Genomic DNA, 22,020 nt, shown 5'->3' with positions numbered 1-22,020 from the left:
CTGCCAGCGCCACCGGCACTCTCTGGCAACCTCATCGCTCTGCTGGAACCGGCTTGCCAGCGCACCGCCCCACACGCCTTGTTCGTCCCCGTGCCTGCCGTCGCTGGCGAATCAGCGCCTGGGAGAGTGGCAGCGGCGTTGCCCGCCGGCGACCAGGCCGTCCCAGTCGCCCCTGGCAGTCTGGGTCAAATGTCCTGGCACACAGAGGCAAGCCAGGAGCCCGCAAATGACGCACTAATAGCTCCACGCTGTCCGTGCGTTTTCAGGAGACTCAACGTGAGCCAAGCAAGCCGTTTCTGGCACCCCATGCTGCACCCCAACGAAATGAAGCAGCGCGAACCGATCCGCATCGTCCGAGGCGATGGCTGCTACGTATATGACGACAAAGGCCACCAGTTGGTGGATGGCGTTGCCGGGCTGTGGAACGTCAACGTCGGCCACAACCGCCAGGAAGTGAAAGCGGCCATCACCGCCCAGCTCGATGAGCTGGAGTATTTCCAGCTGTTCGACGGGGTCAGCCACCCTCGTGCCGAAGAACTGTCCCGGGTGCTGATGAACCTGCTGGAGCCCGAGGACATGTCCCGGGTGTCCTTCAGTTCCGGCGGTTCGGATGCCATAGAGAGCGCCCTGAAGCTGGCCCGCCAGTACTGGAAGCTCGAAGGCCAGGCCGACCGCACCAAGTTCATCTCCCTGCGCCAGGGCTACCATGGCACCCACTTCGGCGGTGCCTCGGTCAACGGCAACACCGTGTTCCGTCGCAACTACGAGCCATTGCTGCCCGGCTGCTATCACATCGACACGCCCTGGCTGTACCGCAACCCCTACAGCCAGGACCCGCAAGAGCTGGGCAAGATCTGCGCCGACCTGTTGGAGCGGGAGATCCAGTTCCAGAGCCCGGACACCGTGGCGGCCTTCATTGCCGAACCGATCCAGGGCGCCGGCGGCGTGATAGTGCCACCGGCCAACTACTGGCCGCTGATCCGCGAAGTCTGCGACAAGTACGGCGTGCTGCTGATCGCCGACGAGGTGGTCACCGGCTTCGGCCGCAGCGGCTCGATGTTCGGCAGCCGTCTGTGGGGCGTCAAGCCCGACATCATGTGCCTGGCCAAAGGCATCACCTCGGGCTATATCCCCTTGGGCGCCACCGTGGTCAATCGGCGGATCGAAGAAGCCTTCGAGAAGAACGCCAACTTCACCGGGGCCATCATGCATGGCTACACCTACTCCGGGCACCCTGTGGCCTGCGCTGCCGCCCTGGCGTGCCTGGACATCGTGGTCAAGGAGGACCTGCCGGCAAATGCCGCGAAGATGGGCGGCTACATGCTCGACAAGCTACAGCCCTTCGTCGAGCGCTTCGACACCGTCGGCGAAGTACGCGGCAAGGGCCTGATGCTGGCCCTGGACCTGGTGGCGGACAAGACCACTCGCGAACCCATCGACCCCATGAGCGGTTACGCCAATCAGGTGGCACAGATCGCCCGGGACAACGGCGTCATGGTGCGCCCGGTGGGCACCAAGATCATTCTTTCGCCGCCTTTGGTGATCCAGCAGCCCCAGGTGGATGCCATAGTCGATGCCCTCGCCGAGGGGTTGAGCAAGGCCCACCGCTAATCGTTACAACGGGCTGCGGTCGAAGAAACAACGATCGCAGCCTGCAACGCCCCCATGCTTGCCAGGCGCCTCGCCCCTGGTTTTCACTCGCCCTGACACGGACACCGCCACCCGTCGCAGCCCCCCAACCACCCGAGCCACTGCCCAGCCGGCAGCCAGGAGCTATCCAATGATTGCGCCCACTTCCTTGCCCGGGGCCCATGAACTGGGGCAACGCTGCATCGCCGCCTTTACCCGGGTGGTGCCCGCCACCCTCTGCGCTTTCTACCGCATCGATCCGAACCTCCAGGCTCGGGACTTCTCGCTGTACCGCATGCCCGAGCAGATGCACCAGGCCTACTTGCAACGCTATCGCCACTACGACCCGTTGCAGCCACGCAACTGCGCCGCCGCCGGGCGCCCGGTGCTGTCGCTGCACATGGGCATGGCCCAGCAGGGCCGTCACGCAACCGAGGTCTACCAGGGATTCCTGCAACGTCACGGGGTGCTGGATGTGGTGGAAATTCTTGCTTGTGACGGTGAACGTCCCATCGCCGGCCTGTCGCTGCTGCGGGACAACGCCCAGGGGCCATTCAGCGTCGACGAACTGGGCACCCTGCATGCCTTGCAGGGCCTGCTGGAGATCGCTGCCCTGGCACCCTACTCCCAGGTCGACCAACGTCTGGCCAACCTCACCCCCAGAGAACGAGAGATCGCCTGGCTGCTGCGCGATGGCGCCGACAACAAGAGCATCGCCAGGCGCCTGGACCTGGGGCTGCCCACGGTCAAGACCCACCTGATCAACCTGTTTCGCAAGGTCGGGGTCGGCAATCGCACGGAGCTGGTGAGCACGCTGTTCTTGTAAAGGGCCACCGGCTCAACCATTTGGTTGATGGGCAGCACTGGCTCCCAGGCAGAACATGGGGCTCTCCTTTCCTGGACAAGAGCCTTGCCATGAATCAGCAACCTGAATGGATCACCGTCGGCGCCCTGGCGGACGGTTTTGCAGACGACAATCACATCCTTGCGAGGGTGAATGATCTGTCCGGTCGCACCTTGACCCTGCACTTCGACAATGGCTGGCAGATCGAACACCACTTCGCGGCCGACACCCTGCGCTGGAACAGCCTCGGCCAAAGCGCCAGTGACCACCTGCCCTATCGCGCCACCTCGATACGCCCCGGTATCTACCTGGTGGACTTTCTCAAGCTGGAGCAAGGCCAGCCCCATTCGGTGAGCCTGATTCTGGATCTTGAGCGCCAGTGTTTCACTGCCGTGGTCGGCCAGATGCCGAGCCCAGCCGAGTGCGGCGTGGACCTCTTCAGCCGGGCCCTGGCCGGCGGTGAACTGACCTCGGTCAAGGCGCAGTTCCTCCACGGCGCAATCGATGCCTTGCCCACGGCCGATACTGCGCGACATGCGCCCACCGCAGAGCTGATCGGCCTGCGCAATCAGTATGTCTACAGCGCCAGCGAGGCCTACGAGCACATCTACCTGAATGCCAACTTCTATAGCTGGCAGTGCCTCAGGGGCGTCGAGCAAGGCCTGGCGGACACCGACCGCTGTCACTGCTACAAGATCGCCGAACAACTGTACCTGTTTGTCTGGCGCGAGAAGATCGTCCCGACCCTGGGCCTGGTGCTGATCGACCTCAAGGCCGGGCGTAGCGACGGCAAGATATTCGGCTACCAGGGTGCAGACTTCGGTCATGCCGCCAACTTCCCGGTGGGCGCCCTGGCCCAGGTACTCAACCGAACCCTGCACCCCTGATTCCGCACCGCTGCAGGCTTGTCCTAACGCCAGCCTGCTGCGCTTTTCACAGGACACTCCCATGACTCTGGGCATTGATCTGCAACGCGTCGCCAGCTGCTACCAATTCGAACTGCAGCTGTTTGCCGAGCAACACCCGCGCTCCGGCGCCTTCTATCGGGAAAACCTCAAGCACTGGCTGTACGGCGCGCCGTTGCACTGGATGCAGCAATGGCCCGGCGCCTACCCGATCATGGTGGCGGATGCCCATGGTGCGACCCTCACCGATTGCGACGGCCGCGAGTACGTGGACTTTGCCCTGGGTGACACCGGAGCGATGTTCGGCCACGCCCAACCGGCGGTCGCCGCTGCCATCGCCGAACAGGCACTGCATGGTTCGACCCTGATGCTGCCCACCGCCGACAGCCTGTGGGTCGGCAAGGAGCTGAGCCGGCGCTTTGGTCTGCCCTATTGGCAGGTCACCACTTCAGCCACCGATGCCAACCGCTTTGTCCTGCGCCTGTGCCGGATGATCACCGGACGCCAGAAGGTCCTGGTGTTTAACTGCAACTACCACGGCAGCGTCGACGAATCCCAGGTGGAATTCGACGCCCAGGGGCAGATGATTCCCCGAGACGGCGTGCACGCCAACGGCTTGCAGCACGCCTCGACCACCCGACTGGTGGAGTTCAACGACCTGCCGGCCCTGGAAGCGGCCCTGGCCCATGGCGACGTGGCCGCGGTACTGACCGAACCCTTCATGACCAACGTCGGCATGGTGCCTCCGGCTCCGGGCTTCCATGACGGCTTGCGGCAGTTGACCCAGCGCTATGACGTACCGCTGATCATTGACGAAACCCACACCCTGTCCTGCGGGCCGGGGGGCTATTGCGGCGAACAGGGCTTGCAGCCGGACTTCTTCGTCCTGGGAAAATCCATCGCCGGGGGCATTCCCACGGCTGTCTGGGGCTGCAGCCAGGCCATGGCCGAACGGATCTGGCAGGTACTGCCGCATTTCCAGCCGGGCCAGGCGATCAACCACTTCGGCTTCGGTGGAACCCTGGCCGGCAACGCCCTGCAAATGGCCGCCATGCGCGCCACCTTCAGTGAAGTGATGAACGATGAAAACTACGCACGCATGTTCCTGCTCGCGGAGCGCCTGCGAGCGGGCGTCGACAGCATCATTGGCAAGCACGGCTTGCCCTGGCATGTGACCCGCATCGGTGCCCGGGTCGAATACCTGTTCATGCAGCAGGCCCCGCGTAACGGTGGCGAAGCCCACCACGCCCGCCATGCTCTGATCGAGGCGTATCTGCACCTGTACCTGCTCAATCGCGGGGTGCTGTTGACCCCATTCCACAACATGGCCCTGATGTGTCCAGCCACCCGCGAGGCGCAGGTCGACCTGCACAATCGGTTGCTGGACCAGTGCCTGGCCCAGGTACTGCCAGGTGCCCGGCCATGAGCCAGGATGACCGCGGGCGCATCGCCCTGGTCACCGGCTCTGGCCAGGGTATTGGTCGGGCGATCGCCCGGGTGTTCGCCGCCAGGGGCGCCAAGGTCATGCTGGCCACCCGCAGTGCTGCGTCAGGCGCCGAAACCCAACGCCTGATTCGTCAGGCCGGCGGAACAGCGGAGCTGCTGACCCTGGACCTCGGCACCCGGGCAGCCGCCGAGCAGGCGGTAACGGCGACCCTGGACGCCTTCGGCGGCCTGGACCTGCTGCTGCACAACGCCGGGATCTTTCCGATGCAGAAGCTGGCCGAGCTTGAGGAGCAGACCCTCGACAGCACCTTGGCGGTGAATCTGAAAAGCTGCTTCTGGCTGACCCAGGCCGCCTTGCCGGCGCTACGCCGGGCCCGAGCACCACGGATCGTCGTCACCTCATCGGTGACCGGTCCACGCACGGCAATTCCCGGGTTGGCCCACTACGCGGCGTCCAAGGCGGGGGTCAATGGCTTCATTCGCGCAGCGGCACTGGAACTGGCGGAGTATGGAATCACCGTCAACGGCGTCGAACCGGGGCTTATCGCCACCCAAGCCATGGACAACCTCGGCGACACCGCGACCCTGTCCAGGGGCATTCCCCTTGGGCGCCTGGGAACGCCTGAGGACATTGCCTACGCCATGTTGTTCCTGGCCTCGCCACAGGCCGGCTACATCACCGGCCAGACCCTGATAGTGGACGGCGGCGCCCTGCTCCCGGAAAACAGCCAATTGTAAGCGTTACCCTGCCAGCGAAGGCGTCCTCAGGGCAGTGCTTGCCTCTGAGGCCTCTTCGCCGGCAAGCCGGCTCCGACAAAAATCGGCGGGGCTGGCTCGTTGATACATCCCTCTCCTACACCGTTTGGGGGGACGGGGATCAGTTGCCGCTGCGAACCTTGTTCCACAAGCGGGTGCGGACCCGGTCGATGTCCAGCGGCATGGCTTCCAGGGCGAACAACGTGTCCATCATGGCCGGGCTCGGATAGACCTTGGTGTCGCTCTTGATCGCCGGGTCGACCAGAGCATCGGCTTGCTGGTTGCCATTGGCGTAATGCACGTAGTTGCTGATATTGGCCATTACCTCCGGGCGCAGCAGGTAGTTCATGAAGGCATATCCGGCTTTTTCATCCGGTGCGTCCACGGGCATGGCCACCATGTCGAACCAGATCGGCGAGCCTTCCTTGGGAATCGAATAGCCGATTTCGACGCCGTTCTTCGCTTCCCTGGCCCGACTTTCGGCTTGCAGGATGTCGCCGGAGAAGCCCACCGCCACGCAGATATTGCCGTTGGCCAGGTCACTGGTGTACTTCGACGAATGGAAGTAGCTCACATAAGGCCGGACCTTCATCAGCAGCGCTTCGGCTTTCTTGTAGTCCGCCGGGTTCTTGCTGTGGTGTGGCAGCCCCAGATAATTCAAGGCCGTGGGAATCAGTTCGGGGCCGTTGTCGAGAATCGCCACGCCGCACTTCTGCAGCTTCTGCATGTACTCGGGCTTGAAGATCAGGTCCCAGGAGTCCAGCGGAGCGTCATCCCCCAGCACGTCCTTGATCTTGGCCACGTTGTAGCCAATCCCGGTGCTGCCCCACAGGTAGGGAAAACCGTGCAGGTTGCCCGGGTCGTTGACCTCCAGCGCTTTGAGCAGCGCCGGGTTGAGGTTTTTCCAGTTGGGCAACTGGCTCTTGTCGAGCTTCTTCAACGCCCCGCCCTGGATCTGCCGCGCCATGAAATGGTTGGAGGGGAACACCACGTCGTAACCGGATTTACCGGTCATCAGCTTGCCATCCAGGGTCTCGTTGCTGTCGTAGACGTCATAGGTGAAACCTGTCCCGGTTTCCTTCTGGAACTGCTTTGTGGTGTCCGGGGCAATGTAGTCCGACCAGTTGTAGATCTTGACCGTGTTAGCCGCCTGAGCCAGGGAAGCGCCCAGGAACAAGGAGCTGAGTAACAGCAAAGTGCAAGTCTTGCGGATCATGAGTCGATACCTGTGGCTGGTTTTGTTATTGGCAGGCAATCAAGGGATCAGAAAATCAACACGTAGGTCTTGCGCACCGTTTCCTGGATATCCCAGATGCCGGTGCTGTTGGCCGGCAACATCAGTGCATCGCCGGCTTCTATGTGCAGGGGCTCGCCATGGTCGGGCGTGAAGGTGCAGCGGCCCTGGATGAAATGACAGAACTCCTGGGCGACGATCTGCCGCCGCCAGCGTCCCGGAGTACATTCCCAGATCCCGGTTTCGACCCCGTCGCTGCGTTCGACGGCAGTCACCGAAGTCACGGCCACGGGCGTCCCCAGGGGCACGGCGACCGGCGCCGACTCGTCCAGGGTGACCGTGGCGGTGTGCTTGAATTGCGTGATGCTCATGGCTCTACCTTTGGTTGAAAAACCCGAACGGACATCGTTCAGTGCAAGAAACCCGACTCAGTGCATGAAACCTTCCATGAACCCGGCGACCCGGCTGGCCAGACGCCGTCGCCACGCAGGCGATGCTGGGTTGGCCAGGGTCTGGTCTTCATGGACAAAGCTGCGAATGATCGCGTTGTAGCCCAGCCAGCGGCAGGGTTCAGGCTCCCAGGCCCGCAGGGCGTCGAGGCCGCTTTGCGCCAACACCCAGGGTTGGCGGACCAGCGGGCTGTCGTGCTGCAGAATCAGGTCGGCCAAGGTCCGGCCACCCAGATTGCTGGCGCCGACACCCTCGCCGCCGTAGCCCCCGGACAGGGCGATGCCCTTGCGTCGGTCACAGAGCATGTGCGGCTTGAAGTGCCGGGACATGCCCAGGTTGCCGCCCCAGGAATGAGTGATGCGCACGTTCTTCAATTGCGGGAACAGCTCGCCGAACAGGTAACGACGCAGCTCGACCTCGTCCCGACTCAGGTCGAAATCGTGGCGCAGCTTGCTGGCGAACTGATATCCACCCCGGGCACCAAACACCAGGCGGTTATCCATCGAGCGCTGACCGTAAGTGACCTGGCGGCTGCTCTCGCTGAAGGCCTGGCCCTGGTTCAGACCGATTTCGTCCCAGGTCGATTCCGGCAGGGGCTCAGTGGCTACCAGTAGGCTTTGCACCGGCAACTGATAACGGCCCAGGGGCGGCAAGGTCACCGAGTACCCCTCCACCGCCGGCACTATCCAGCGGCTGCGCACCGCGGCGTGGCGAGTCTGCAGGCTGCCGGCCTGCCAATGGGTCACCGGGCTGTTCTCGTAAATGTTCACCCCCAGGCGCTCCACCGCACGCGCCAGCCCGCGCACCAGCTTGGCCGGCTGGATGGTGGCGCAATGGGGGGCATAGACAGCGCCATAGGGTTTGGCCACGCGAATCTGCTGGGCCAGTTGCTCGGGGTTCAGCCAGCGGTAATCGTCCTGGTTCAGGCCCTGGGCGTAGAGTTTGTCCAGGTACTGGCGCAGGCTGGATGCCTGCTCGGGATAGCGGGCCGCGCAATACAGCACCCCGCCTTTGCGGTAATCGCAGTCGATGCCTTCGCGTTCGATGACCTTGGCCACTTCATCGGGGATGCCATGCAGCAGGTCGAAAGAGGCTCGACGCTGCTCCGGCGCCAGCCCCGCCAGCAGGCGGTCTTCTCCCAGCAGATTGCCCATCAGCCAGCCGCCGTTGCGCCCCGAGGCACCGAAACCGGCCGTCTGGGCCTCGATCACCGCCACCTTGAGCTCTGGCGCCTGGCGCTTGAGGTAATAGGCCGTCCACAGCCCGGTGTAACCGGCGCCGATGATCGCCACGTCCAGGTCCAGGTCTTGTTCAAGGGACGGGCGCGCCACTAGCGGCTCGTCCAACTGGTCCATCCACAAACTGATACTGCGCCACGCTGGCATGCAAGCACTCCGCAACCCGAACTTCGAATGCGGCGATCCTAATCCCTGTCTTCAGGGGCTGTCTTGCGCGCGTGCACGCAAAGATATTTGCTTGGCGTAAGCCTTGGGCGACAGCCCGGTGCGTTGGCGAAAACAGCTGTAGAACGCCGACAACGAATTGAACCCCGCGGCAAAGGCCAACTCATCGATCCGCAGCGGTGGTACGGCGTTGTCCAGGGCCGTCAACACATGTTGCAGACGTGCCTGGTTCACGTATCGGTAGAAGCTCTGCCCCAGCACCTGATTGAGCAGATAGGAAATCTGGTTGCGGCTGTAACCGCACTCACGGGCCACCCGCTGCAGGTCCAGCTCCGGGTCCAGATAAGGTTGCTGGCATTGGAAGTACTGCTGCAGATCCTCGGCCATGAAGCTCAACTGGCGCGGCGACAGCCCCAGACGACTGACCGCCGGACGCTGACCGCCGGGGGCCTTGTTCGACGCCGACTCATGCACCAGCGACGCGTACTCGTTGACACGCCAGATCAACCCGTCGCGCACGGTGATGGCTTCACTGGCACGAAACGACACCAGGCCCTGGCCGCCGCGCAGCGTCACTTGGTACTGGATAAACGCGGTGTTGCCATCCAAGCGAATACGGTCGCTGTGCTCCAAGGCTTCGTCGGGGGCCCGGGGCATACTCAGGCGCACGTATTCGCGCAAATCATCGAGGCCCAAGGTGCGGTTCTGGAAAAAATCGTTGTACTCAATCTCGGGATGATAGAGCGCCATCACTCCATCGAGGTCCCGGTGTTTCCAGCACAGGTGATAGCGCATCACGGTTTCGCCGGTGGCTTGGGTTTGCAGCGGCCCGTCATCAGGGGCAGACATAAGCTTCTCGAACAGGCAAAAAGCCAGCTTGCCGAACTTCCGCAGGCGCATCAATCACCCCTTGAGTGACGGCATTGCTGGCACTTTGCTGTGAAGACGTGACCCTCATCAAGAATCCCTCGATGAACCGCCGGACGGTGGGTAAAAAAACTGCGAACCGTCACACGCCGGTGCTACTTTTAAACCTTCAACCGATCGGTCATTGACGATCCGGTCGTTCCTACCGCGAGCACAAGGAAGCGCTCAATGAATCAGGGTGGGCCACCGATGAACACAGTCTGGGCCAGTAAAGTCACCTTTCCCAACGCCTGCCAGTTGATGCGCTGGCATTTCCATCCCATGGGTTTCGAGGCCAGCATGGATGCGCCTGGCAGCATGGTCGCTCGGCTCTTCGACCGTGCCAGCGGTGAAACCCTGATCGCCATCGCCGGTATTCCCTGCGCCACGGTGATGAGCGCGGCGGATGTCGAACGAATAATCGAAGCCGTGGAAGATGAACTGGAGGCGTTTGCGCCGTCCCTGGCGCTCAAGGCCTGAAACAGCGCGCCTGTTATACCAAGCCCGCCTAGGCAGCGGGCTTTTTCCTGTTCATTGCCGCAGGTCCTTAAAGTACGGTTTGTCACGGGGCACCCGGTCCGAGGCTTTGGGCGCATTCCCCGCAGTGGTTTCCTGGCGATCGACGTACCAGTAGCAGTGCTTGGCCGCCCGAGTGATACCCACATAAGCCAGGCGCAGGATCTCGTCCTTTTGTGCGCTGTCGTAGGGTTCGGCGTCGCCGTCCTTGCCCAGCCCGGCCATGCGATACACCTGGTTCTTATAGGGCGAACTGCTCAGATGCTGGCAGTCGCCCAGTAAAAATACCGCATCGGCCTGCAGGCCTTTGGCGCTGTGGTAGGTCAGTTGTTTCAGCCTTCGCTGCCCTGGCGGCAAGCTAGAATCCACATTAACTATTTGTGAAATATGCTTTTCAATCAATAGTTTATCGCTAATTTTTCGAAACAACATCAAGATTGAATCGCCTTGCCGGTAGTGCTCCGCCAGACGCTGCGCCAAGCCCTGTTCGTCACGATCAAGCACCTGCACCGGCCACAGCTCCCGGGCTTCACCACTGGCCTTGGCCTTCTTGCCGGCAATCGCCGGAGCCGCCCGGACTATATGCTCAGCAGCATCGATCACATGCTGATGACTGCGGTAATTCTCGCTGAGCATGACCCGCGTGGTAGTAGGCGACGCAAACTCCTTGTTGAACTCGATGAAATACTTGGGCGAACTGCCCCGCCAGCCGTAGATCGACTGCCAGTCATCCCCGACACACAGCAACGAGGAATACTGCGCCCCGCGCCCGACATGCAGGGCGGCACCACGACTGCGAATCTCCCCGAGGCTCGCTTTGATCCAGGAGACAATCTGCGGCGAAACGTCTTGGAATTCGTCGATCATCAGGTGCGACATCGGCCTCAGACAGGCATCGCTCAACAACTTGAAATTTTCCGGCGAGCGCTCGCTGAACAAGGCAAACATCCGGTTATAGGTCATGATCGGCGGCGACTGGTCCAGCAGATGATCCTCTAGGGCCTGCCAGAACAGGCTCAAGGCCTCAAAGAAAAAACGATCAGGATCGTCCTGGGCAAAGCTCATACGGCCAACGGCGTCGCCCACATCCAGTCCCAGGTTCTCGATAAACCCGGCGGCGGCGACAAAGCAATCGAGCAACGGCGCCGAGGCCAGCTCACCCTTGACCTTGTAATCGAAACCGGGGCCGGCGCTGAGCTCAGCGGAAAAAGCACCCAAAGCGCGCTTGGACGCCTGATAGCTATCAAGCCAAATCAATGGCTTACGAAAGAAAGCTTGAAACAACGTGCGCTTGACCGCCCATTCTGCACGCACCGTCAGCTTGGCCCCGGGCCGAGTGATCTGCGGGTTTTCTTGAGGATCGAAGCCCAGCACCACCCAGGCATCCAGCTCGGCGGCATAACCGTGACAGTGAAAGGTCGAACCGTTGATTTCAAAGCGCTGACGCACAGGCTCGATGCCTGGAATCGGCCAGGCGCCAGCACGAAACCACAAGTCTTCCACGGTGTCGCAAAGCTCTTCATCGCGCTTGGACGCCAGCTCGGTGACGGCCGCGCGCTTTTGCACATCGGGATGATCGCGTTCCACGGCCTTGAGCTGCAAGGCATGGCGCAGCAAGGGTTTCAGGGCTAGCCGGAAGCGCTCATCACTGCGGTACAGCGCCTGGTAGCACGTATTGAGGTGCTGGCGCTGGGCGTCATTGATGCGCAGATCGAAGGGGTTGCTGTCCACCTCATCCTCAGCCCCCTGCACTCGATCACCGAGGTTCTCGAAGGCCTGAAGGCGCTCGAATCCCGGCAGACTGCGCACCATGGGCAGGATCCGCGAATGGAAGGTGCGTACCAGGTCCCGGGCGTCCCGGGGGCTTAGCACCCGCCCCCATAGCGCAAAGACCTGCACCAGCTTGTTGATGAAATCCTTGCGCGACTCGCGAGTGAAGGTCACTACGGTCATGGAGTCCAGCTCGAACCCCAGGTAGTGGCAGAGCAACAGCAGGCGCAATACCAAAGAGGTCGACTTGCCAGCTCCAGCCCCGGCAATCACCGCGGTGGCTGGCGTGTCACTGAAGATCATCTTCCACTGCGCGGCACTGGGCTGAGCCTGGGGCGCCAGCAAGCGGGCGACATCGGTCTTGAAACGTTTTTTCAACTCGGCGTTCAGCGGCAGGCGCCAATCGTCAAACAGCCGGTCATCCACGCCTGGTGGTCGATGTTCGGTGTCGCGGCTGTCGCGAATCAGCAGCACCTGACGGCCTGCTTCATACCCTTCGAGCCGGCCCTCCTCATACCCATACTCCACTCCGGCGGTATGACCGCTGCGAAAGCCGTCAGCCTGACCGTGCAGCCAGGACGCCCGATGCTGAGCCCGCAGGCGCGTCAGGCCATGACCGAAGAATCGCGCCGCCAAGCGCTTCAAGAGAGGCATCTGGGCCAGAGGTAAAAGCTCGGGGGGCAGATCGGGGGTGTGTTGCGACACGCGGACTCCAAGGGGTGAGGCTGAGCAGTTAGTAGCAGATTTTTTCACGACATCCAGGCAATTGCTTGCAGGTCATTAACTTAAGCGATGAACCGAAGGTTTAACACCAACTTTTCGACAAAATAACTATCTGATTTTACGATTGAATTACCGCATTTTTTGCGCTTTTTCTCGATCAATAGTTGATGGAAGATCCACGCCATCGACCAACGGTTATCGTTTTTTGGCCCGGGCACACCCCGCCATGACGAACCCTTTTCGAGGAGACGATCATGCTTGAACTCAGACCTTTCAGCTCCCTGGGTGGCGCACACCACGGCTGGCTGGACGCCCATCACCACTTTTCCTTCGCTGAGTACCACGATCCCAAGCGCATGCACTGGGGCAACCTGCGAGTCTGGAACGACGACGTGATTGCCCCGGGCACCGGCTTCCCGCAGCACCCGCACCGGGACATGGAAATCATCACCTACGTTCGCAAAGGCGCCATCAGCCATCAGGACAACCTGGGCAACAAAGGCCGCACCGAGGCCGGTGATGTGCAAGTCATGAGCGCTGGCACCGGCATCGCCCACAGTGAATACAACCTGGAAGCCACACCGACCAAGATCTTTCAGATCTGGATCATCCCCAACCAGGCCGGCTTGGCGCCGTCCTGGGGCGCCAAGCCGTTTCCCAAGGGGTTGCGCGAGGGCTTCGTGACCCTGGCCAGCGGTAAGGAAGGCGATGAGGAAAGCTTGCGTATTCGCGCCGATGCACGGCTGGTGGCGGCCAACCTGAGGGCCGGGGAAACCGCCGAGTACCACCTGGACGCAGGGCGTCGGGCTTATCTGGTGCCGGCGACCGGGGTGATCGAGATCAACGGCTTGCGTGCCGAAGCTCGAGACGGTGTTGCAATCGAGGATGAGCGGGTGCTGCGGGTGAGCGCCGTGCAAGACAGCGAAATCGTGCTGGTAGACCTGGCTTGAAACGCAGCGGCAACTAAAAAGGAGCGACTATGATGGTCGCCCCTTTTTTGCCCGCTAGCCGGCTACACAGATCGTGCAATGAACAACGACCGTAGGAGCTGGCTTGCCAGCGAACGCATCCGCAAGACCTGTGTCCGTCTCAAGGATCTTTTCGCCGGCGAGCCGGCTCTGTGAATCAGTTGTCGCTGATGGCTGCATCCACCAGGGTCTGGGCTTCCTGCACCAGCTGCTTGAGGTGGTCGTCGCCGATGAAGCTCTCAGCGTAGATTTTGTAGATGTCCTCGGTACCAGACGGGCGTGCGGCGAACCAGCCGTTCTCGGTCATGACCTTCAGGCCACCGATGGCTTGCTCGTTACCTGGCGCGTGGCTAAGGATCTGCTGGATCGGCTCGCCAGCCAACTGGGTCGAGGTCACCTGTTGCGGTGACAGCTTGCTGAGCAAGGCCTTTTGCTGCGGATTGGCCTTGGCATCAACACGTACCGAAAAGGGCTCGCCCAACTCATCGCACAGTGCGCGGTAGGCTTGACTGGGATCACGGCCGGTACGGGCAGTCATTTCAGCGGCCAGCAGGGCGGGAATCAACCCGTCCTTGTCGGTGCTCCAGACGCTGCCGTCCTGGCGCAGGAAGGACGCGCCGGCGCTCTCTTCACCACCAAACCCCAGGGAGCCATCGAACAGGCCGTCGGCAAACCATTTGAAACCCACCGGCACTTCGTACAGACGCCGGCCCAGACGTGCCGTCACCCGATCGATCAAACCGCTGCTGACCACGGTCTTGCCCACGGCGGCATCAGCACGCCAATGTGCACGGTTCTGGAACAGGTAGTCGATGGATACCGCCAGGTAATTGTTCGGGGCCAGCAAGCCGCCGCTGGGCGTGACGATGCCATGGCGGTCGTGATCGGGGTCACAGGCAAAGGCCACGTCAAAACGTTCTTTCAGGCCGATCAGCCCTTGCATGGCGTAACTGGAGGACGGGTCCATGCGGATTTGCCCGTCCCAGTCCACCGACATAAAGCGGAAAGTGGCATCTACCTGTTTGTTGACCACCTCCAGATCCAGGCGGTAGTGCTCGGCGATCGCCGACCAGTAGCGCACCCCTGCTCCGCCGAGCGGATCTACACCCAGGCGCAGCTTGGCGTTGCGGATGGCATCCAGGTCGATGACGTTGATCAGGTCGGCGACGTAGGTGTTGAGATAGTCGTGACGATGAGTGGTATCGGCCTTCAGCGCCTGCTCGTAGCTGATGCGCTTGACCCCAGCGAGCTTGGCCGCCAGCAGTTCGTTGGCCTTGGCTTCGATCCACTTGGTGATGTGGGTGTCGGCCGGGCCGCCGTTGGTGGGGTTGTACTTGTAGCCGCCGCTTTGTGGCGGGTTGTGGGACGGAGTGATGACGATGCCGTCCGCCAGGCCCGAAGTGCGACCGCGGTTGTAGCAGAGGATGGCATGGGACACCGCAGGCGTCGGGGTGTACTCGTCACCGGCAGCAATCATCACAGTCACGCCGTTGGCCGACAGGACTTCCAAGGCACTGGCTCCGGCCGGGGTCGACAGTGCGTGGGTATCGATGCCGACAAACAGCGGCCCGGTGATGCCCTGGGCTTCGCGATACAGGCAGATGGCCTGGCTGATGGCCAGGACATGCCATTCATTGAAACTCAGATCGAACGAACTGCCACGGTGCCCGGAGGTGCCGAAAGCCACGCGCTGGGTGGGCACCGATGCATCGGGCTGACCGGTGTAATACGCCGTAACCAGTCGCGGGATATCGACCAGCAACTCAACGGGTGCCGGCTTGCCCGCAAAAGGACTGAGAGTCATGCAAAACCTCTAGAAAAGGATGATTCGGGATGGAGCGCAGTTTACTGGCAGTTTGACCGCGGCGCGACGCAATCTATCCCAGAACAACCCCGCCTTTCTCAGCTGACTGCAGCAGGCCTGGCTTACGCAGTAGCTGGCTTGCCAGAGAAGACAGCCTCAAGGCTTGCACGAGGTTCAGGCCTCATTGGTCGACAAGCCGGCGCCGACAAAGATCCATATACAAAAACGCCAGGCTTGGCCTGGCGTTTGGGAATTCAGGCCGGTTCGACCTGCAGCGCGACCCGTTCGCGACATGGACATTCGTCCATGTAACGGTGCGCCTCGACAAACTCGCTGAAGGGGAAGACTCGGGTCTTCAAGGGCACCAGCACCCGATCCGCAGTCAGTTGGTTGATGTCGCGCAGCGCACGCTGCAACGCCACCTGATCCTGAATGATCCCCAGCTCCGGCTTGCCGGTGAAGTTGCCGATGCAATGGACAAAGAACTGAATGTTCTTCTGGAACGCCGCGCAGGCCGGGAACGGCGTCTGGTTACCACCTTGCAGGCCATACAACACTAGGCTGCCGCGAGGCGCCAGGACATCACCGAGCATCGACATCTGCGGACCGCCCAGGCCGTCGAACACCACATCGACTCCGCGATTGTCGGTGAGCTTGTTGATCTGCATCAGCAGGTCCTGCTCTTCGGTGACAATCACCTTCTCGGCACCGAGGGACAACAGGTATTCACGCTCGCCAGCCGTCTTGGTGGCCGCGATCACCCGCACCCCCAGGGCCTTGCCCAACTGCACAAAAGACGGGCCGGCACAGTGGCTGGCATCGGTGACCAGGGCGAACTGCCCGGGCTTGACCCGCGCAAGGTCAGCGTAGGCGAAATAGGCAATCAACAGCGGTGTGTAATGCACAGCGGCTTCGATAGGGCTAAGCACATCTGGATAACGGGTCAGGGCCGAGCGTGGCAGGACGATCTGCTCGCCATACACCGGGTAGTCATTGGGGCTTTGCGCGGGAAAGCTGGCGACCTTGTCACCGACCGCGAGGTCGTCGACGCCCTCGCCTACCGCCGTGACCACACCGGCCATTTCATGCCCGAGGCCGGACGGCAGGCGCGCATGGGACGGTGCCAGGTTCTGCCGCCAGAGCACGTCATACCAACTGATACCGATGGCTTCGACTCGTACCTGCACTTCGCCTGGCGCAGGCAACGACGCTGCATGCTCTTCGCACTTGAGCACCTCGGCCGGTCCAAACTTGTGAAAACGAATCGTGCGGGACATCGCAAACCTCGTCAAATTAACCTCTAATGCCGCAAACTTTATCCGGGCTTTGAAAGCAAGACTATCAGTGCCTATTAATAGTCGACATGTCTGTCATTGATTCCGTGCCCTGGAACATGAAAATCACAACCAACCGCCTGCCGGAATCGTATCTGCCCACAAACCAATAACATTTAGCCGGTGCAGAGTAACAGCCTTTACCCGTAAGATTCACGCCGACCTTTGTTGCGACAGGGTCGCTCCCGTCAAACTCGCTGACTCTGCCAGGACTCCAGATGAATCGTAATGACCTGCGTCGTGTCGACCTGAATCTGTTGATCGTATTCGAAACGCTGATGCACGAACGCAGTGTGACTCGCGCCGCCGAGAAGCTGTTTCTCGGCCAACCGGCCATCAGTGCCGCCCTGTCGCGGCTGCGCAACTTGTTCGACGACCCGCTATTTGTACGCACCGGCCGCAGCATGGAGCCGTCGGCCCGGGCCGTGGAAATCTTCGCCCTGCTCTCACCGGCCCTGGACTCGATCTCCACCGCCGTCAGCCGCGCCGCCGAGTTCGACCCAGCCACCAGCACCACAGTGTTCCGCATTGGCCTGTCCGACGACGCGGAGTTTGCCCTCCTGCCGATGCTGCTCAAGCGCCTGCGGGCCGAAGCCCCGGGCATCGTGCTGGTGGTGCGCCGGGCCAACTACCTGCTGATGCCGTCGCTGCTGGCCTCCGGCGAAATCTCCATCGGCGTCAGCTACACCGCCGACCTGCCAGCCAACGCCAAGCGCAAAGTCCTGCGCCGCAGCCTGCCCAAACTGCTGCGTGCCGACACCGTGCCCGGCGCCCTCAGCCTGGACGACTTCTGCGCCCGCCCCCACGCCCTGGTGTCGTTTGCCGGGGACCTGAGCGGTTTTATCGATGAAGAACTGGAGAAGCTCGGACGCAAACGCCACGTAGTGCTCGCTGTGCCGCAATTCAACGGCCTGAGCACCCTGCTGGCCGGCACCGACATCCTCGCCACCGTGCCCGACTACACCGCCGAGGCCCTCACCGCCGCCGGTGGCGTACGCGCCGAAGACCCGCCCCTGCCGGTGCGCAGCTTCGAACTGCACATGGCCTGGCGCGGCTCACAGGACAACGACCCGGGAGAGCGCTGGTTACGGTCAAGAATTCAGATGTTCTTTGGCGACCCTGAGAGTCTTTGATCGAGTTCCACTGACGCCCATAAACTCGTTTAAAAATCAGGCGTCTCGGCGATTGAGATAAGACATTCTGCCAAATTTTGAAGTCTATTTCAGAGTTCCCCAAGGGCATTGATTGCTGAAAAATTCAGCCATGTTCCTTCAGAGAACTAAAATAGAGCAAACCACAACCTAATAGATAAAGCCTCGCCCAATTACTTGCGTGAACATCAACTCATTAACAAAGGAGGCACTACATGCCTCCTTTAGACACTTCCCAATCACACCTCACACTATTTATTAGAAAGCCCTATAACTTCATCCTACTCTTCAGAAAATTAAAATATTTAGGCTCTTCTTTCTGGAAAATCTCTTGACCCGCCCCCATATAAGCACGCATCAACTCATCCGCAGCATTATCCTCATGGCCATCATCCAATAGTACTTGACCAAGCCTCATATGTAAAAATGGATTGCCAACTCCACCAGGACAAGTCATCGCATATTGAAGAGCTTCACGAGCAGAAGTTTTATAACCTGAGAGAAAGCATGCATCAGCTATAGCTGCCAGAATCCATGTCGAAGCCTCCCAGTCATTTTTTGGCTCAGGGACTAGCAACCAAGCTTTATTATATTGCGCAATGGCCTCCTCATATCGCTCCAAATCCGCAAGTTGATCGCCCACGTCGCAAAATGACTTTATTTCCTCATGTAACGCAGCACTTAGTTCTTCACTAGCCATTTATTTCACCTCTTGATTTCTGTAAATTCCGGCACTAATGGTGGTAGGTATCGTTGACCGAGCCTTGCACCCTCCGAACGATTGATTGAGCTTGGCTGCAGTGTGTGAATCGCCCCGGTTTTTTTAGACACCTTGCAAGCTCATTGCGTAACGCTTTTCAAACTCTACCGGTGACAGTTGATTGTTGAAACCATGCCGGCGTTTTGCGTTGTAGAACATCTCGATGTAATCGAACACATCACTACGAGCATCTTCGCGCGTGGAATAGATTTTCCGCTTGATCCGTTCCCGTTTCAGAAGCTGGAAAAAGCTCTCGGCCACGGCGTTGTCATGACAGTTGCCGCGGCGACTCATGCTGGCAACCAAATTGTTCGCTTTCAAAAAACTGCGCCAATCGGAGCTGCTGTACTGGATGCCCTGGTCGGAGTGAACCATCACCTCCTGTTTCGGTTTTCGCCTCCAAACCGCCATCAATAACGCATCAATGGCCAAATCACTGGTCATCTGCGATTTCATTGACCAGCCGACGACCTGACGAGAAAACAGATCCAGCACGACCGCCAAATACAGCCAGCCTTCATACGTGCGAATGTAGGTGATGTCGGTGACCCAAACTTTGTTGGGTTCTACGACATCGAACTGGCGCTTCAGCAAATTGGGAGAGGCGACCGCTGGCTTACCACCGTACTTGCCAGGGCGGCGTCGATACCCTGTCTGAGAGCGCAGACCTTCAAGACGCATCAGCCTCGCCACACGATGGCGACCACAATCCTCACCGACCTCGCGCAGATCGTCATGAATTTTGCGATAGCCATAAACACCGCCGCTCTCCAGCCATGAATGCTTGATCAAACCCAGTAATCGTTGGTCGTCTTTAGCGCGTGCAGATTGCGGCTCAGACAACCAAGCGTAATAACCACTGGGATGGACTTTCAGCGTCAGGCAAAGCCGCCGAATGGAATAGTCGCCCGCTCGCTGCTTGATAAAGGCGTACTTCAACCGCACTCCTTGGCAAAGTACGCGGCGGCCTTCCTAAGAAACACCTTCCACAGGCAGTAGCGAAAATCCAAACTCCGCAGCACGCCGATGGAGGCTCTTAAGGACGCGCTCTCGGTACTTCTGCTCGTAGTGGTCTGCGCCTGGATCCTGATAGGCCATGCCGAACCGCATGGCATTGTAGAACAAGATGGCAATTTTCCGTGCGGTGGCAGTGACCGCTTTCGCCTTGCCGATGCGGGCTGACAGCCGTCGGTAAAAGGCCCCAAGGGCCGTGCTCGTTCGACCGATAGTCACCGCGGCGAGCCGAAGATGCGCGGTCACCCGATTTTTGGTTTTCCTGGTGTGGGCCGACAGCACCTTTCCGCCACTGATGCGACAACCAGGAGCCAGTGTCAGCCAGGAGGTGAAATGATGAGCTGTGGGCCATCGGCTGAGATCCGTGCCGCACTCAGCCACCAGGCGGAGCGCGAGATAGGGGCCAATGCCGTGTATTTGCGTCAGATCGACGCCGACTAGCTGGTAAAGCAGGGGGCGCACTTCAAAGGCCAAAGCGTTGGGTTGCCGAGTATTATGTCGGGCCTTCGGCAAGGGTTCTGTCGGCGGAGGCTGTTGCAGGGAAAGGCTGGAGAGGCTTCTGGCAATCTGCTGATCGCAGATGAGCAACTGCTCTTGATAAGCATCGTACATGGCCAGCGCTTGCGTAAGGGCAAAGACATGTTCGGGTTGGTAGTTGCCAATCAACGCGTCGTGGATCGTCTGTTCACTGGATTTGCAGCGCGTATCACGCAAACTTGCCAGCCTTGATGCATCGCGTTCGCCGGCCACGATGGCCCGGATGATCCGCATACCGGTCACGCCCGTGATGTCGCTGACCACATGATGTAACTGAAGATTCATATGGGTGAGCGCTTTTTGCATGTGTTGGATATGAGCCGCTGCATAGTCAAGATGGCGCTCTCGGAGCCGGAGATAACTGCGTAACGCCGAGATGGCACGATCAGGCTGAAAGCTTGCGCGCAGCAGTCCACAGGCATGCAGCCGTTGAATCCACTGAGCATCATTCACATCCGTCTTGCGCCCGGGTACGGCCCGAGCATCGCGAGCGTTCGCCAATATGACGTGAAGTCCATGGGTCTCGAGGATTTCGTAAACTGGAATCCAGTAAACACCGGTTGACTCCATGGCTACTGTTTGGATGCCGACGTCGATCAGCCAGGTTGCCATCTTCTCGATATCGCCGGTGAACGCTTGAAAGGTTCGAATAGGCTCCTCGGACAGCCCCGACGGAATCGCCACGACGTGAAACCTTGAACCGATATCGATGCCGGCCGCCCGTTCATTGATGATCGGCAGGCCGCTTTGAGCAGCAGACTTTTTCATGACAACCCTCCAACGCAGAGATGTTGGACGGGGACTCGGATCAGATCACATTCCTAAACGGGGTCACGGCGCGTGCCACCAATCACGGGTCCGCAGCTTCCCCTGGGTCATGTTTTTTGACGGGGTCAAAGCCTCCAAAAAGCTAGCGACCACTGTCCAACGAACTCAGTGTAGCGCCCGTGTTTCTAATGCAATGGGCTGCGGAGCGCCGGAGAGGCAGTTTTTTAAGATGTCTCGCTCCTCGGTGACCCGCTTGAGTTCCGCTCGCAGACGCCGCAGTTCAGCGTGCTGATCATCGTCTTGCTGCCGTTCTGCCTGAGGTTTGCTGTAGCGCTTTATCCAGGCATAGAGGCTATGCGACTACACGCCAAGACGCGCCGCCACATCAGCGACAGGCAGCTTCTTTTCGGTCACTTGATTGACCGCTTGGATTTTGAATTCTTCGGGATAACGTGGGTTGCTCATGGCACCTCCTGATTGGCCTCAGTTTAAGGCATGGAGGTGTCTACGAAACCCGGGGCGATTCAGTATTGCACTATCGTCGGCCAAAGGTCCGCACTCAGGCCGTTGAAACCCGGCCGCCCGCTCCCTGGCCGGCCGGTAATCCAGGCCTGGTTCAGAAAGGGCCGATCGGCAAGGAGCAATGGGCCTGATGGGGCTGGTATCGACGGGCGCAAAATTTCAGGGATCAGGTAGCGAGGCCTGACTCAACGCTCTGGGCAGTGATAGACATTGCCTGAGAGAGTCACGTTGGTTTGCTCCAATCGATTATCCGAGCCGGTTTGCCCTGCACGCTGAGTGAGGAGATAGACCCTGTTACCCCCTATTGCCGCTGCTTTGTTTTTAAGATCATTGCGCGCCCCGGTCTCCAGATCGGCATTGCCCGTGATACTGCCCAATAAGAAGTTGCCCTGACTCCCCGTAACATCACCAAGGAACTGGCATTCTCGGCCCGGCTCATTATGGGTGATGCGCACATTATTGGCGCCCGCTCCGGCAATGGAGGTGGGCGCACAACCCATCAGGCCAAATAACGCCGCACACAGACTGATGCCCGCGAGAGTATGGGAGAGATACATCGACATGATTCCTTTCGTACGAT

Annotated in this window: 18 protein-coding genes and 2 pseudogenes; 8 read left to right on the top strand and 12 right to left on the bottom strand. The window is 60.3% G+C overall.

Features of this window, described 5'->3' with window-relative positions; translation table 11 throughout:
* The first annotated feature begins 276 nt into the window (after window positions 1-276).
* The 5 genes from PLD_RS04160 to PLD_RS04140 all read left to right on the top strand — a co-directional run bounded on the left by PLD_RS04160 (window position 277) and on the right by PLD_RS04140 (window position 5,562).
* Complete coding sequence (locus PLD_RS04160; protein WP_159890094.1) at window positions 277-1,611, top strand: aspartate aminotransferase family protein; 1,335 nt, start codon at window positions 277-279, stop codon at window positions 1,609-1,611.
* A 169-nt stretch (window positions 1,612-1,780) separates the two neighbouring features.
* Window positions 1,781-2,455 carry a helix-turn-helix transcriptional regulator gene (locus PLD_RS04155; protein ID WP_159890092.1) on the top strand — a complete coding sequence of 225 codons (675 nt, stop codon included), beginning with the start codon at window positions 1,781-1,783 and terminating at the stop codon, window positions 2,453-2,455.
* An 89-nt stretch (window positions 2,456-2,544) separates the two neighbouring features.
* Entirely contained in the window at window positions 2,545-3,360 is an 816-nt protein-coding gene (locus tag PLD_RS04150; protein WP_159890090.1) for a molybdenum cofactor biosynthesis F family protein, read from the top strand.
* Between the two features lie 61 nt (window positions 3,361-3,421).
* Window positions 3,422-4,804 (top strand): aspartate aminotransferase family protein, encoded by a 1,383-nt coding sequence (locus tag PLD_RS04145; protein ID WP_159890088.1) that lies wholly within the window; start codon window positions 3,422-3,424, stop codon window positions 4,802-4,804.
* Window positions 4,801-5,562 (top strand): SDR family oxidoreductase, encoded by a 762-nt coding sequence (locus tag PLD_RS04140; RefSeq protein WP_159890086.1) that lies wholly within the window; start codon window positions 4,801-4,803, stop codon window positions 5,560-5,562. The genes PLD_RS04145 and PLD_RS04140 overlap by 4 nt, the downstream gene beginning before the upstream one ends.
* A 139-nt stretch (window positions 5,563-5,701) precedes the next feature.
* Here the strand turns inward: PLD_RS04140 and PLD_RS04135 are convergent, their stop codons facing one another.
* From PLD_RS04135 to PLD_RS04120, 4 genes are read right to left on the bottom strand one after another with little or no spacing between them, the layout of a single operon-like run.
* On the bottom strand, window positions 5,702-6,796 hold the full coding sequence (locus PLD_RS04135) for a polyamine ABC transporter substrate-binding protein (RefSeq protein ID WP_159890084.1): 1,095 nt from the start codon (window positions 6,794-6,796) through the stop codon (window positions 5,702-5,704).
* A gap of 47 nt (window positions 6,797-6,843) precedes the next feature.
* On the bottom strand, window positions 6,844-7,185 hold the full coding sequence (locus PLD_RS04130) for a cupin domain-containing protein (protein ID WP_123727295.1): 342 nt from the start codon (window positions 7,183-7,185) through the stop codon (window positions 6,844-6,846).
* Between the two features lie 57 nt (window positions 7,186-7,242).
* A complete protein-coding gene (locus PLD_RS04125; RefSeq protein WP_159890082.1) occupies window positions 7,243-8,649 on the bottom strand; it encodes an FAD-binding oxidoreductase in 1,407 nt (468 codons plus the stop codon).
* A gap of 51 nt (window positions 8,650-8,700) precedes the next feature.
* Window positions 8,701-9,516 (bottom strand): AraC family transcriptional regulator, encoded by an 816-nt coding sequence (locus tag PLD_RS04120; protein ID WP_159890080.1) that lies wholly within the window; start codon window positions 9,514-9,516, stop codon window positions 8,701-8,703.
* A 267-nt stretch (window positions 9,517-9,783) separates the two neighbouring features.
* Between PLD_RS04120 and PLD_RS04115 the strand changes: the two genes are divergently transcribed.
* Window positions 9,784-10,053: a DUF1652 domain-containing protein gene (locus tag PLD_RS04115; protein WP_159890078.1), complete on the top strand. Its 270-nt coding sequence runs from the start codon at window positions 9,784-9,786 to the stop codon at window positions 10,051-10,053.
* A 51-nt stretch (window positions 10,054-10,104) separates the two neighbouring features.
* Here the strand turns inward: PLD_RS04115 and PLD_RS04110 are convergent, their stop codons facing one another.
* A complete protein-coding gene (locus PLD_RS04110; RefSeq protein ID WP_159890076.1) occupies window positions 10,105-12,564 on the bottom strand; it encodes a UvrD-helicase domain-containing protein in 2,460 nt (819 codons plus the stop codon).
* A gap of 272 nt (window positions 12,565-12,836) precedes the next feature.
* Between PLD_RS04110 and PLD_RS04105 the strand changes: the two genes are divergently transcribed.
* A complete protein-coding gene (locus tag PLD_RS04105) occupies window positions 12,837-13,532 on the top strand; it encodes a pirin family protein (protein WP_159890074.1) in 696 nt (231 codons plus the stop codon).
* Between the two features lie 175 nt (window positions 13,533-13,707).
* On the opposite strand, the gene pgm is transcribed toward PLD_RS04105, so the two are convergent.
* Both pgm and PLD_RS04095 read right to left on the bottom strand, forming a co-directional pair.
* Window positions 13,708-15,354, bottom strand: coding sequence for a phosphoglucomutase (alpha-D-glucose-1,6-bisphosphate-dependent) (gene pgm, locus PLD_RS04100; RefSeq protein WP_159890072.1), 1,647 nt, complete (start codon window positions 15,352-15,354; stop codon window positions 13,708-13,710).
* A gap of 254 nt (window positions 15,355-15,608) precedes the next feature.
* Window positions 15,609-16,631 (bottom strand): zinc-dependent alcohol dehydrogenase family protein, encoded by a 1,023-nt coding sequence (locus PLD_RS04095; RefSeq protein ID WP_159890070.1) that lies wholly within the window; start codon window positions 16,629-16,631, stop codon window positions 15,609-15,611.
* Window positions 16,632-16,906: 275 nt separating this feature from the next.
* Between PLD_RS04095 and PLD_RS04090 the strand changes: the two genes are divergently transcribed.
* A complete protein-coding gene (locus PLD_RS04090) occupies window positions 16,907-17,821 on the top strand; it encodes a LysR family transcriptional regulator (RefSeq protein ID WP_115582388.1) in 915 nt (304 codons plus the stop codon).
* Window positions 17,822-18,107: 286 nt separating this feature from the next.
* Here PLD_RS04090 and PLD_RS04085 read toward each other — a convergent pair whose 3' ends face one another.
* The 5 genes and pseudogenes from PLD_RS04085 to PLD_RS04065 form a co-directional block, all read right to left on the bottom strand.
* The gene (locus PLD_RS04085) at window positions 18,108-18,539 is read right to left on the bottom strand and encodes a tetratricopeptide repeat protein (protein ID WP_159890068.1); all 432 of its coding nucleotides are present in this window, start codon (window positions 18,537-18,539) and stop codon (window positions 18,108-18,110) included.
* A gap of 123 nt (window positions 18,540-18,662) precedes the next feature.
* Window positions 18,663-19,571 (bottom strand): annotated as a pseudogene (locus PLD_RS04080) (IS3 family transposase); the annotation flags it as partial.
* Complete coding sequence (locus PLD_RS04075) at window positions 19,572-20,918, bottom strand: IS110 family transposase (protein ID WP_159890066.1); 1,347 nt, start codon at window positions 20,916-20,918, stop codon at window positions 19,572-19,574. It lies immediately after the preceding pseudogene.
* Window positions 20,919-21,140: 222 nt separating this feature from the next.
* A pseudogene (locus PLD_RS04070) lies at window positions 21,141-21,383 on the bottom strand (transposase); the annotation flags it as partial.
* A gap of 242 nt (window positions 21,384-21,625) precedes the next feature.
* Window positions 21,626-21,997 (bottom strand): DUF4156 domain-containing protein, encoded by a 372-nt coding sequence (locus tag PLD_RS04065; protein ID WP_218575849.1) that lies wholly within the window; start codon window positions 21,995-21,997, stop codon window positions 21,626-21,628.
* Window positions 21,998-22,020: the final 23 nt, after the last annotated feature.

Origin of the sequence: Pseudomonas sp. LD120 (assembly GCF_009861525.1) — a bacterium.
GTDB lineage: Bacteria > Pseudomonadota > Gammaproteobacteria > Pseudomonadales > Pseudomonadaceae > Aquipseudomonas.
Note: the sequence above shows the minus strand (reverse complement) of the source record. Positions and strands in the feature narration are given on the sequence as shown.

What these genes read in the sequence shown, in the direction of transcription:
- PLD_RS04155 (WP_159890092.1), top strand. Translation starts at nt 1,781, where the DNA reads ATGATTGCGCCCACTTCCTTGCCCGGGGCCCATGAACTGGGGCAACGC.
- PLD_RS04150 (WP_159890090.1), top strand. Translation starts at nt 2,545, where the DNA reads ATGAATCAGCAACCTGAATGGATCACCGTCGGCGCCCTGGCGGACGGT.
- PLD_RS04145 (WP_159890088.1), top strand. Translation starts at nt 3,422, where the DNA reads ATGACTCTGGGCATTGATCTGCAACGCGTCGCCAGCTGCTACCAATTC.
- PLD_RS04140 (WP_159890086.1), top strand. Translation starts at nt 4,801, where the DNA reads ATGAGCCAGGATGACCGCGGGCGCATCGCCCTGGTCACCGGCTCTGGC.
- PLD_RS04135 (WP_159890084.1), bottom strand. Translation starts at nt 6,796, where the DNA reads ATGATCCGCAAGACTTGCACTTTGCTGTTACTCAGCTCCTTGTTCCTG.
- PLD_RS04130 (WP_123727295.1), bottom strand. Translation starts at nt 7,185, where the DNA reads ATGAGCATCACGCAATTCAAGCACACCGCCACGGTCACCCTGGACGAG.
- PLD_RS04125 (WP_159890082.1), bottom strand. Translation starts at nt 8,649, where the DNA reads ATGCCAGCGTGGCGCAGTATCAGTTTGTGGATGGACCAGTTGGACGAG.
- PLD_RS04120 (WP_159890080.1), bottom strand. Translation starts at nt 9,516, where the DNA reads ATGTCTGCCCCTGATGACGGGCCGCTGCAAACCCAAGCCACCGGCGAA.
- PLD_RS04115 (WP_159890078.1), top strand. Translation starts at nt 9,784, where the DNA reads ATGAACACAGTCTGGGCCAGTAAAGTCACCTTTCCCAACGCCTGCCAG.
- PLD_RS04105 (WP_159890074.1), top strand. Translation starts at nt 12,837, where the DNA reads ATGCTTGAACTCAGACCTTTCAGCTCCCTGGGTGGCGCACACCACGGC.
- pgm (WP_159890072.1), bottom strand. Translation starts at nt 15,354, where the DNA reads ATGACTCTCAGTCCTTTTGCGGGCAAGCCGGCACCCGTTGAGTTGCTG.
- PLD_RS04095 (WP_159890070.1), bottom strand. Translation starts at nt 16,631, where the DNA reads ATGTCCCGCACGATTCGTTTTCACAAGTTTGGACCGGCCGAGGTGCTC.
- PLD_RS04090 (WP_115582388.1), top strand. Translation starts at nt 16,907, where the DNA reads ATGAATCGTAATGACCTGCGTCGTGTCGACCTGAATCTGTTGATCGTA.
- PLD_RS04085 (WP_159890068.1), bottom strand. Translation starts at nt 18,539, where the DNA reads ATGGCTAGTGAAGAACTAAGTGCTGCGTTACATGAGGAAATAAAGTCA.
- PLD_RS04075 (WP_159890066.1), bottom strand. Translation starts at nt 20,918, where the DNA reads ATGAAAAAGTCTGCTGCTCAAAGCGGCCTGCCGATCATCAATGAACGG.
- PLD_RS04065 (WP_218575849.1), bottom strand. Translation starts at nt 21,997, where the DNA reads ATGTATCTCTCCCATACTCTCGCGGGCATCAGTCTGTGTGCGGCGTTA.